10 protein-coding genes are annotated in these 11,004 nt (G+C 56.3%); 9 read left to right on the top strand and 1 reads right to left on the bottom strand.

Going from position 1 to position 11,004, the window contains the following annotated elements; genetic code table 11:
* Positions 1–52 precede the first annotated feature (52 nt).
* The 9 genes from hfq to rlmB all read left to right on the top strand — a co-directional run bounded on the left by hfq (position 53) and on the right by rlmB (position 9,617).
* The gene (hfq, locus tag BM007_RS14270; protein WP_023334248.1) at positions 53–364 is read left to right on the top strand and encodes an RNA chaperone Hfq; all 312 of its coding nucleotides are present in this window, start codon (positions 53–55) and stop codon (positions 362–364) included.
* Between the two features lie 74 nt (positions 365–438).
* A complete protein-coding gene (hflX, locus tag BM007_RS14265) occupies positions 439–1,719 on the top strand; it encodes a ribosome rescue GTPase HflX (RefSeq protein ID WP_023310136.1) in 1,281 nt (426 codons plus the stop codon).
* Positions 1,720–1,775: 56 nt separating this feature from the next.
* On the top strand, positions 1,776–3,035 hold the full coding sequence (gene hflK / locus BM007_RS14260; RefSeq protein WP_032651348.1) for an FtsH protease activity modulator HflK: 1,260 nt from the start codon (positions 1,776–1,778) through the stop codon (positions 3,033–3,035).
* Between the two features lie 2 nt (positions 3,036–3,037).
* Complete coding sequence (hflC, locus tag BM007_RS14255) at positions 3,038–4,042, top strand: protease modulator HflC (protein WP_024907333.1); 1,005 nt, start codon at positions 3,038–3,040, stop codon at positions 4,040–4,042.
* Between the two features lie 71 nt (positions 4,043–4,113).
* A complete protein-coding gene (locus BM007_RS14250; protein ID WP_003855996.1) occupies positions 4,114–4,311 on the top strand; it encodes a DUF2065 domain-containing protein in 198 nt (65 codons plus the stop codon).
* Positions 4,312–4,415: 104 nt separating this feature from the next.
* Positions 4,416–5,714, top strand: a complete 1,299-nt coding sequence (locus BM007_RS14245) for an adenylosuccinate synthase (protein WP_024907332.1) — start codon at positions 4,416–4,418, stop codon at positions 5,712–5,714.
* Between the two features lie 193 nt (positions 5,715–5,907).
* Positions 5,908–6,333, top strand: a complete 426-nt coding sequence (gene nsrR / locus BM007_RS14240) for a nitric oxide-sensing transcriptional repressor NsrR (RefSeq protein WP_023334253.1) — start codon at positions 5,908–5,910, stop codon at positions 6,331–6,333.
* Positions 6,334–6,371: 38 nt separating this feature from the next.
* On the top strand, positions 6,372–8,816 hold the full coding sequence (gene rnr, locus BM007_RS14235) for a ribonuclease R (protein ID WP_090419393.1): 2,445 nt from the start codon (positions 6,372–6,374) through the stop codon (positions 8,814–8,816).
* 66 nt (positions 8,817–8,882) lie between these two features.
* Positions 8,883–9,617, top strand: a complete 735-nt coding sequence (gene rlmB, locus BM007_RS14230; RefSeq protein ID WP_024907330.1) for a 23S rRNA (guanosine(2251)-2'-O)-methyltransferase RlmB — start codon at positions 8,883–8,885, stop codon at positions 9,615–9,617.
* Between the two features lie 90 nt (positions 9,618–9,707).
* Here rlmB and BM007_RS14225 read toward each other — a convergent pair whose 3' ends face one another.
* On the bottom strand, positions 9,708–10,982 hold the full coding sequence (locus BM007_RS14225; RefSeq protein ID WP_024907329.1) for an MFS transporter: 1,275 nt from the start codon (positions 10,980–10,982) through the stop codon (positions 9,708–9,710).
* Positions 10,983–11,004: the final 22 nt, after the last annotated feature.

Raw genomic sequence — 11,004 nt, 5'->3', positions numbered from 1 at the left:
TTCAGAATCGCAAGGTTCTAAGTACAAAACAAGCATATAAGGAAAAGATAGAATGGCTAAGGGGCAATCTTTACAAGATCCGTTCCTGAACGCATTGCGTCGGGAACGTGTTCCAGTTTCTATTTATTTGGTGAATGGTATTAAGCTGCAAGGTCAGATTGAGTCTTTCGATCAGTTTGTGATTCTGTTGAAAAACACGGTCAGTCAGATGGTCTACAAGCACGCTATTTCTACTGTTGTTCCGTCCCGTCCGGTATCTCATCACAGCAATAACGCTGGCGGCGGCACTGGTAGTAACTACCATCATGGCAGCAGCGCGCAGGGCTCTTCAACGCCGGCGCAGGACAGCGACGAAACCGAATAAGGTTTCGCACTGTTATCCACACGGGGAGCCAGGGATCCTGCGTTCCCCGCTGATCTTTTTAGAGAGGTTTACGCTTGTTTGACCGTTATGATGCCGGTGAGCAGGCGGTGCTGGTACACATCTATTTTTCGCAAGACAAAGATATGGAAGACCTCCAGGAGTTTGAATCTCTGGTCTCTTCCGCCGGTGTCGAAGCAATGCAGGTGATTACCGGTAGCCGTAAAGCGCCGCACCCAAAGTATTTTGTTGGTGAAGGTAAAGCAGTCGAAATTGCGGATGCCGTAAAAGCAACCGGCGCGTCAGTCGTGTTGTTTGATCATGCGCTGTCTCCAGCCCAGGAGCGCAACCTGGAAGCCCTTTGCGAATGCCGTGTTATCGATCGCACGGGTTTGATTTTAGATATTTTTGCTCAGCGTGCACGTACCCACGAAGGGAAACTGCAGGTTGAGCTGGCGCAGCTGCGCCATCTGGCAACGCGTCTGGTGCGTGGCTGGACACACCTTGAAAGACAAAAAGGCGGGATTGGTTTGCGCGGCCCGGGTGAAACCCAGCTCGAAACCGACCGTCGTTTGCTGCGTGGCCGAATTACCCAGATCCTCTCACGTCTGGAACGTGTAGAGAAACAGCGTGAACAGGGACGTCGGGCGCGAACGAAAGCCGACATCCCGACGGTGTCGCTGGTGGGCTATACCAACGCCGGTAAATCCACCCTGTTTAACCAGATAACCGAGGCCCAGGTGTATGCCGCAGACCAGCTGTTTGCGACCCTGGACCCTACGCTGCGCCGTATTGACGTTGCAGACGTCGGTGAAACGGTGCTGGCGGATACCGTAGGGTTTATCCGCCATCTGCCGCATGACCTGGTGGCGGCGTTTAAAGCCACCCTGCAGGAGACGCGACAGGCGACTCTGCTGCTGCACGTGATTGATGCGGCAGACGTGCGCGTGCAGGAGAACATCGACGCGGTAAACGTGGTGCTCGAAGAGATCGACGCCCATGAGATCCCAACGCTGTTGGTCATGAATAAGATCGATATGCTGGACGATTTCGAACCGCGTATCGACAGAGATGAAGAGAACAAACCGATTCGGGTCTGGCTTTCTGCCCAGACCGGTATTGGTGTGCCACTGCTTTTCCAGGCTTTGACAGAACGTCTTTCCGGTGAGGTAGCTCAGCACACGCTGCGACTGCCGCCACAGGAAGGCAGGCTGCGCAGCCGGTTTTATCAGCTTCAGGCGATAGAAAAAGAGTGGATGGAGGATGACGGCAGCGTGGGGATGCAGGTGCGTATGCCGATCGTTGACTGGCGTCGCCTCTGTAAACAAGAACCTGCGCTGGTCGACTATATCGTCTGATCAGAAAGGGGATGCCTGAATAATTCGCCCTTGCATAACAAATATGGAGCATATACATGGCGTGGAATCAGCCCGGTAATAACGGACAAGACCGCGACCCGTGGGGAAGCAGCAAACCTGGCGGCAACTCTGAGGGAAATGGCAACAAAGGTGGTCGCGAGCAGGGGCCGCCGGATCTGGATGATATCTTCCGCAAGCTGAGCAAGAAGCTTGGTGGCCTTGGCGGAGGAAAAGGTTCTGGCTCGGGTGGCAATTCCACTCAGAGTCCGCGTCCGCCGATGGGTGGCCGCGTAGTGGGCATCGTGGCCGCTGCGGTGGTCATCATCTGGGCAGCCAGCGGATTCTACACCATTAAAGAAGCAGAGCGCGGCGTGGTCACCCGTTTCGGCAAGTTCAGCCATCTGGTTGAGCCAGGTCTGAACTGGAAGCCGACCTTCATTGACGACGTGACCGCGGTAAACGTGGAATCCGTCCGTGAACTGGCCGCCTCTGGCGTGATGCTGACCTCTGACGAAAACGTGGTGCGCGTTGAGATGAACGTGCAGTACCGCGTGACCGATCCAGAGCGTTATCTGTTTAGCGTGACCAGCGCCGATGACAGCCTGCGTCAGGCGACCGACAGCGCCCTGCGCGGTGTGATCGGTAAATACACCATGGACCGTATCCTGACCGAAGGTCGTACCGTTATTCGTAGCGATACCCAGCGCGAGCTGGAAGAGACCATTCGTCCGTACAACATGGGTATCACCCTGCTGGACGTCAACTTCCAGGCTGCGCGTCCGCCGGAAGAGGTGAAAGCCGCATTTGACGATGCGATTGCTGCCCGTGAAAACGAACAGCAGTACATCCGTGAAGCAGAAGCGTACACCAACGAAGTTCAGCCACGCGCTAACGGTCAGGCGCAGCGTATTCTGGAAGAAGCGCGCGCGTATAAGACCCAGACCATCCTGGAAGCTCAGGGTGAAGTGGCTCGCTTTGCGAAGATCCTGCCGGAATATAAAGCGGCACCGGAAATTACCCGTGAGCGTCTCTATATCGAGACCATGGAAAAAGTGCTGAGCCACACCCGCAAAGTGTTGGTTAACGACAATAAAGGCGGAAACCTGATGGTTCTGCCGCTGGATCAGATGCTGAAAGGCAGTTCTGCGCCAGCAGCGAAAGGCGACACCAGCGGCGCGAACAACCTGCTGCGTCTGCCGCCAGCCTCAACAGGCAGCGCCAGCACGAACACAACGCCTTCTTCGAACGATGGTGACATTATGGACCAACGCCGTGCTAACGCGCAGCGTAACGACTACCAGCGTCAGGGGGAATAAGGATGCGTAAGTCAGTTATTGCGATCATCGTCATCGTACTGGTCGTGCTTTATACCTCGATCTTTGTGGTGAAAGAAGGCGAACGTGGGATCAAGTTCCAGTTCAGCAGCGTCGTGCGTGATGGCGACAAACGCCCGGTAATTTACGAGCCGGGCCTGCACTTCAAGGTGCCGTTCATCCAGTCAGTGAAAACGCTTGATGCGCGTATCCAGACCATGGATAACCAGGCTGACCGTTTCGTGACCAAAGAGAAGAAAGACCTGATCGTTGATTCCTATATCAAATGGCGTATCAGCGATTTCAGCCGTTACTTCCTGGCAACGGGCGGTGGTGACGTTTCTCAGGCAGAAGTGCTGCTGAAACGTAAGTTCTCTGACCGTCTGCGTTCCGAGATTGGTCGTCTGGATGTGAAAGACATCGTGACCGACTCCCGTGGTCGTCTGACCCTGGAAGTTCGCGATGCCCTGAACTCCGGTACCGCGGGCACGGAAGACGAAGTTTCAACCCCGGCAGCAGATGATGCGATTGCCAAAGCGGCTGAACGCGTTCAGGCGGAGACCAACGGTAAAGTGCCGGTGATCAACCCGAACAGTATGGCTGCGCTGGGTATCGAAGTGGTTGACGTGCGTATCAAGCAGATCAACTTGCCAGCAGAAGTGTCTGAGGCGATTTACAACCGTATGCGCGCCGAGCGTGAAGCGGTAGCCCGTCGTCACCGTTCACAGGGCCAGGAAGAGGCTGAGAAGCTGCGTGCAGCAGCGGATTACGAAGTCACCAAGACGCTGGCGGAATCTGAGCGCCAGGGCCGTATCCTGCGCGGTGAAGGTGATGCCGAAGCGGCGAAGCTGTTCGCTGATGCCTTCAGCCAGGATCCTGACTTCTACGCCTTTATCCGTAGCCTGCGTGCTTACGAGAATAGCTTCCAGAGCAATCAGGATGTGATGGTGCTCAGCCCGGACAGCGATTTCTTCCGTTATATGAAGACGCCGACTAACGCAACGCGATAAACTCAGGCTCGTTTGAGTATTCAAACCACCGCTCTTAACGGAGCGGTGGTTTTCTTTTATAAGGAATAAAAATGAATTCAACGATCTGGCTCGCACTGGCTTTGGTCCTGGTGCTGGAAGGCCTTGGACCGATGCTCTATCCACGCGCCTGGCGTCGAATGATCGCCACGATGAGCCAACTGCCGGATAATATTTTGCGTCGTTTTGGCGGTGGTCTTGTGGTTGCGGGCATCGTGATCTACTACATGTTGAGGAAAACGATTGGCTGATCAAAAAGTGGGCGCAATCGGCGTATTTTGAGGTCAAAAAGTGCTGTATATCTGAAAAAGCGATGGTAGAATCCATTTTTAAGCAAACGGTGATTTTGAAAAAAATGGGTAACAACGTCGTCGTACTGGGCACCCAATGGGGTGACGAAGGTAAAGGGAAGATTGTTGATCTTCTGACTGAACGGGCTAAATATGTTGTACGCTACCAGGGCGGTCACAACGCAGGCCATACTCTCGTAATCAACGGTGAAAAAACCGTCCTCCATCTTATTCCATCAGGCATTCTTCGTGATAACGTCACCAGCATCATCGGTAACGGCGTTGTGCTGTCTCCTGCTGCGCTGATGAAAGAGATGAAAGGTCTGGAAGACCGTGGTATCCCTGTTCGTGAGCGTCTGCTGCTCTCCGAAGCCTGCCCGCTGATCCTGGATTATCACGTGGCGCTGGACGTCGCGCGTGAGAAAGCGCGCGGTGCGAAAGCGATCGGTACCACCGGTCGCGGTATCGGCCCGGCTTACGAAGATAAAGTTGCGCGCCGCGGTCTGCGCGTAGGCGACCTCTTCGACAAAGCAACCTTCGCTGAAAAACTGAAAGAAGTGATGGAATATCACAACTTCCAGCTGGTGAACTTCTACAAAGCTGACGCTGTTGACTACCAGAAAGTGCTGGATGACGTCATGGCGATTGCTGACATTCTGACCGGTATGGTTGTTGATGTGTCCGATCTGCTGGACCAGGCGCGCAAGCGTGGCGATTTCGTCATGTTCGAAGGCGCGCAGGGTACGCTGCTGGACATCGACCACGGTACCTATCCGTACGTTACCTCCTCTAACACCACTGCAGGTGGCGTGGCGACCGGCTCTGGCCTGGGTCCACGTTATGTGGATTACGTTCTGGGCATCATCAAAGCGTACTCCACTCGCGTGGGTGCGGGTCCATTCCCGACCGAGCTGTTTGATGAAACCGGCGAGTTCCTGTGCAAGCAGGGTAACGAGTTTGGCGCGACCACCGGTCGTCGTCGTCGTACCGGCTGGCTGGATGCGGTTGCCGTGCGTCGTGCAGTGCAGATCAACTCCCTCTCTGGCTTCTGCCTGACCAAGCTGGACGTACTGGACGGCCTGAAAGAAGTGAAAATCTGCGTAGGCTACCGTATGCCAGACGGCCGCGAAGTGACCACCACTCCGCTGGCAGCTGACGACTGGGAAGGCATTGAGCCAATCTACGAAACCATGCCGGGCTGGTCTGAGACCACTTTCGGCGTGAAAGAGCGTAGCGGCCTGCCGCAGGCGGCGCTGGATTACATCAAGCGTATTGAAGAACTGACCGAAGTGCCGATCGATATTATTTCTACCGGCCCGGATCGTACTGAAACGATGATCCTGCGCGACCCGTTCGACGCATAATCTTCGTGAATGCTGGCCTGCGGGGTGACCCGTAGGCCAGATAAGCGTAGCGCCATCCGGCGAACGCTCCTGGATCTCCGCTTTTTCGCCCCGTCTGTCAAATAAATTAGCCGCTAACTATCTGGCTGGTTTATCATCATTAATGAATATCTCTGCGGTTTGACCGCGTTTTCCCTTTTTTCCTGAGGTTGATGTGCAGTTAACAAGTTTCACCGATTACGGCTTACGTGCGCTGATTTACATGGCGTCGTTACCCGAGGGGAAGATGACCAGTATCTCTGAAGTTACAGAGGTCTACGGCGTATCCCGTAATCATATGGTCAAAATAATCAATCAACTTAGTCGTGCCGGATACGTTGCTGCCGTCCGCGGGAAGAATGGTGGGATCCGTCTCGGTAAACCGGCACAGAGTATTCGTGTGGGCGATGTGGTACGTGAACTGGAGCCGCTGTCTCTGGTGAACTGCAGCAGCGAGTTCTGCCACATCACGCCCGCTTGCCGCCTGAAAAAGGCGCTTTCAAAGGCCGTGCAAAGTTTTCTTATGGAACTGGATAACTACACGCTGGCCGATTTGGTTGAAGAGAATCAACCGCTTTATAAATTATTGCTGGTGGAATGAAGAAAATTTCCACCGGAGCTGACAACGGAGGAACCGACATGTCACAAGATCCTTTCCAGGAACGCGAAGCCGAAAAATACGCGAATCCTATTCCCAGCCGCGAGTTCATCATTGAACACTTAACAAAACGCGAAAAACCCGCCAATCGTGAAGAACTTGCCGTTGAATTAAACATTGAAGGTGAAGAGCAAATTGAAGCCCTTCGCCGCCGCCTGCGCGCAATGGAACGTGACGGGCAGCTGGTCTTTACCCGCCGCCAGTGCTATGCGCTGCCAGAACGTCTCGATCTGCTGAAAGGGACCGTCATTGGTCACCGCGATGGCTTCGGCTTCCTGCGCGTGGAAGGCCGTAAAGACGATCTGTACCTCTCATCTGAACAGATGAAAATGTGCATTCACGGCGACCAGATCCTGGCGCAGCCGCTGGGCGCTGACCGTAAAGGTCGCCGCGAAGCGCGCGTGGTACGCGTTCTGGTGCCAAAAACCAGCCAGATCGTTGGCCGCTACTTTACCGACGCGGGCGTGGGCTTCGTGGTGCCGGACGACAGCCGTCTGAGCTTCGACATTCTGATCCCACCTGAAGAGGTGATGGGTGCCCGCATGGGCTTTGTGGTGGTGGTGGAGCTCACCCAGCGCCCAACCCGTCGCACTAAAGCGGTAGGTAAAATCGTCGAAGTGCTTGGCGACAACATGGGCACCACAATGGCCGTTGATATGGCGCTGCGTACCCATGAAATTCCGTACATCTGGCCGAAAGCTGTTGAAGAGCAGATCGAAAGCCTGCGCGAAGAAGTGCCGGAAGAGTCCAAAGCGGGCCGCGTGGATCTGCGCTCCCTGCCGCTGGTCACTATCGACGGTGAAGACGCCCGCGACTTCGATGACGCCGTCTACTGCGAGAAAAAACGCGGCGGCGGCTGGCGCCTGTGGGTCGCTATTGCAGACGTAAGCTACTATGTTCGTCCGCACACTCCGCTGGATAACGAAGCGCGCAGCCGCGGTACCTCGGTCTACTTCCCGTCCCAGGTCGTGCCGATGCTGCCGGAAGTGCTGTCTAACGGCCTGTGCTCCCTGAACCCGCAGGTTGACCGCCTCTGTATGGTTTGCGAGATGACCATCTCCACCAAAGGGCGCTTAACCGGCTACAAGTTCTACGAAGCAGTGATGAGCTCGCACGCGCGTCTGACCTATACCAAGGTCTGGCATATGCTGCAGGGCGACCAGGATCTGCGCGAACAGTACGCGCCGCTGGTTAAACACATCGAAGAGCTGCATAACCTCTACAAAACGCTGGATCAGGCGCGCGAAGAGCGCGGCGGGATCTCCTTTGAGAGTGAAGAAGCGAAATTCATTTTCAACGCGGAACGCCGCATTGAGCGTATCGAGCAGACCCAGCGTAACGATGCGCACAAGCTGATCGAAGAGTGTATGATTCTGGCGAACATCTCGGCGGCACGATTCGTCGAGAAAGCCAAAGAGCCTGCGCTGTTCCGTATTCACGATAAACCGTCGACGGAAGCCATCACCGCGTTCCGCTCCGTGCTGGCCGAACTGGGTCTGGAACTGCCTGGCGGTAACAAGCCAGAGCCGCGCGATTACGCCGAGCTGCTGGAGTCCATTGGCGACCGTCCTGACGCAGAAATGCTGCAGACGATGCTGCTGCGCTCAATGAAGCAGGCGATTTACGATCCGGAAAACCGCGGTCACTTCGGCCTGGCGCTGCAGTCTTACGCCCACTTTACCTCGCCGATCCGTCGCTATCCTGACCTCTCTCTGCACCGTGCGATCAAGTATCTGCTGGCGCAGGAGCAGGGCCATAAAGGGAACACCACCGAAACCGGTGGCTACCACTATTCGATGGAAGAGATGCTGCAGCTGGGTCAGCACTGCTCCATGACCGAACGTCGTGCTGATGAAGCAACACGTGACGTGGCGGACTGGCTGAAGTGTGACTTTATGCTCGATCAGGTGGGTAACGTCTTTAAAGGCGTGATTGCCAGCGTGACCGGCTTTGGTTTCTTCGTTCGTCTGGACGAGCTGTTCATCGACGGTCTGGTGCACGTCTCCAGCCTGGATAACGACTACTATCGCTTCGACCAGGTGGGTCAGCGCCTGATTGGCGAATCTGGCGGCCAGACCTATCGTCTGGGCGACCGTGTGGAAGTGAAGGTCGAAGCCGTGAATATGGACGATCGTAAAATCGACTTCAGCCTGATCTCCAGCGAGCGTGCGCCGCGTAACGTCGGGAAAACCGAACGTGAAAGGGCGAAAAAAACCGGTAACGGTAAACCAGGCGGCGGTAAACGTCGTCAGGCGGGCAAGAAGGTAAACTTCGAGCCGGACAGCGCGTTCCGCGGCGAGAAGAAACAGAAGCCGAAGGCGGCGAAGAAAGAAGCCCGTTCAGCGAAAAAACCGTCCGCGAAAACGCAGAAAATAGCGGCCGCCACCAAAGCGAAGCGCGCGGCCAAGAAAAAGCAGGCGGAGTAAAGTCTCCCCGCACCCTGACCCTCTCCCTAACCGGGAGAGGGGAAATACTTATTACGAGAACCATCAATGAGTGAAATGATTTACGGCATCCACGCGGTGCAGGCCCTTCTCGAGCGCGCACCGGAGCGTTTTCAGGAAGTGTTTATTCTGAAAGGGCGTGAAGATAAGCGTCTGATGCCGCTGATCCACGCCCTGGAAGCGCAGGGCGTGGTGATCCAACTGGCGAACCGCCAGTTCCTGGATGAGAAAAGTGAAGGTGCGGTTCACCAGGGCATTATTGCCCGCGTGAAGCCGGGCCGTCAGTATCAGGAAAACGATCTGCCGGATCTGATCGCTGGGCTGGATAATCCGTTCTTCCTGATCCTCGATGGCGTTACCGATCCGCACAACCTCGGCGCGTGCCTGCGTAGCGCCGATGCGGCGGGCGTGCATGCGGTGATCGTGCCGAAAGATCGCTCCGCGCAGCTGAACGCAACGGCGAAGAAAGTGGCCTGCGGCGCGGCGGAAAACGTTCCGCTGATCCGCGTGACCAACCTGGCGCGCACCATGCGTCTGCTGCAGGAAGAGAACATCTGGATCGTCGGTACCGCCGGTGAAGCGGATCATACTCTGTACCAGAGCAAAATGACCGGCCGTCTGGCGCTGGTGATGGGGGCGGAAGGTGAAGGCATGCGTCGTCTGACCCGCGAGCACTGTGACGAGCTGATCAGCATCCCAATGGCGGGCAGCGTGTCGTCCCTGAACGTTTCTGTTGCGACGGGCATCTGCCTGTTTGAAGCGGTGCGTCAGCGGGGAGAATAAACAGCAAGGCCGTCCACAGGACGGCCTTTTGTGTTTTCTCCCTCTCCCCGTGGGAGAGGGCCGGGGTGAGGGCACCAGACGGTGACAAACTCACTCCTCTAACGACCGCAAATGGTCATCCTTCCGCAGCGTCATCAGCGCGAAAATACTCACCACCGCCGTCGCCATCACGTAGTACGCCGGAATATCCAGGTTACCCGTCTGCTTAATCAGCCCGGTAATAATTAACCCCGCACAGCCTGAGAAAATCGCGTTCGACAACGAGTAGGCCAGCCCCAGCCCCGTATAGCGCACGCGCGTCGGGAACATCTCAGATAGCATCGCCGGGCCTGGCCCTGCCAGCATCCCGACCAGACCGCCCGCAATCAACACCACAACAGCCTTCACCGCCAGCGTACTCGACTCTGCCTGAAGAATTTTCAGCAGCGGCAGGGCGAGGATCAGCAGCAGCGCGGTGGCGATAATCATCACCCTGCGACGCCCGATCCTATCGCTCAGGATCCCCGACGGAATGATGGTGAGTGCAAAACCAATATTCGAAATCACCGCTATAAGCAGCGCCTGGTTAAACCCGGTATGCAGCGCCGACTGCAGATAGGTCGGCATAATCACCAGGTAAGTGTACCCCGCTGCAGACCAGACCATTACGCGCCCAATCCCCATCACGATGGCCCGGAGCGTGGCGGCAGTATCCGCCTGAGCGATAACCGGTTTATCCTGCTGCTGCACAAAGCTGGGTGTCTCTTCCATACTGACACGAAGCCACAGCGCAACGACGCCCATGGGCAGCGCCAGGAAGAAAGGAATGCGCCAGCCCCAGTCGTGCAGGGCTTCCGGCGTGAGGAGGGCAGAGAGCAGCGCCACGATGCCTGCGCCTGCTAACAGCCCCAGCGCCACGGTAAAGGACTGCCACGCGCCATAGAGCCCACGCTTGCCGCGCGGGGCAAACTCCGTCATCAGCGAGACCGCGCCGCCGTACTCACCGCCCGCGAAAAGTCCCTGCAGGATGCGCAGCAGCGTAATAATGAGCGGCGCGGCAATCCCGATGCTGGCATAGACCGGCACAATGCCGATGGCGGCGGTAGCGAGCGTCATCAGCACCAGCACAATAATGAGCGTCGGCTTACGGCCAATCCGGTCGCCGATGCGGCCAAACACCACCGCACCCAGCGGGCGGAAGAAGAAGGCGATGGCAAACGAGGCGTAGGTGAGGATCAGGCTGGTGAGCCCCGCTTCCCCTTCAAGCTGGAAGAAGTTTTTCGCAATGACGGTCGCCAGAAAACCGTAGACCGCAAACTCATACCACTCGATAAAGTTACCAATGGAGCCTGCAATTAATGCTCGCTTGTGCGCATCCGGTTGCATAACGATCCTCACTGAAAAGGGT

Source organism: Enterobacter sp. NFIX59, from assembly GCF_900113755.1.
GTDB lineage: Bacteria > Pseudomonadota > Gammaproteobacteria > Enterobacterales > Enterobacteriaceae > Enterobacter > Enterobacter pseudoroggenkampii.
Note: the sequence above shows the minus strand (reverse complement) of the source record. Positions and strands in the feature narration are given on the sequence as shown.